The sequence below is a fragment of the Frankia sp. CeCAU1 genome (assembly GCF_977971845.1).
The window spans coordinates 1-483 of the sequence record NZ_CDWWXA010000172.1 but is presented as its reverse complement, the minus strand read 5'-3'; the positions used below and the strand labels follow the sequence as shown (position 1 = coordinate 483).

The 483-nt window shown below is 67.9% G+C and carries 1 protein-coding gene; it reads left to right on the top strand.

Going from position 1 to position 483, the window contains the following annotated elements:
• Positions 1-176 precede the first annotated feature (176 nt).
• The coding region (locus AC08OO_RS20940) for a transposase (RefSeq protein WP_476618952.1) at positions 177-483 on the top strand (307 nt) is incomplete at its 3' end.

The window sequence follows — 483 nt, the reverse complement described above, 5'->3', positions numbered from 1 at the left end:
TTCTCAGCTTGTCGTTTAACCTTCGGGTGTCACTCTGTGTGATAGTCGCTGGTGGTTTGGGGTGAGCCGGTGTGTCGCCGTGACGTGAAGCGGCCTCCTGTTGATCCTGGTTTCTCACCAAAGACACCGTGATCAGACAGAAGGCCGTGGAGGACAGCTTGGCCCACGATGTCCCCATCGTCGAGCACCTTGGGGTGCTGTGTCGGTTCCGCCAGGAGTTCTATGGCTGTCTGACCCGGCGGGCGGATGCCCTGTTCGAGCTCACCGACGCCGTGCTGTGCGCGGACGGCCCGGTTCGTGACCTGGTCGGCCTGTCGCCGGCAGCGGAGCACCGCCGAGGGCACGGCGCGTTGTACGGCGCGATCAACCACGGCCGGGTCGAGATCAGCCGGCTGCGCCGCGCGCTGGCCGGGCTGCCGCTGCCGCGGGCCGCCGACGGCCGGATCGTGCTGGGTGTGGACGTCAGCCCGTGGCTGCGCCCGG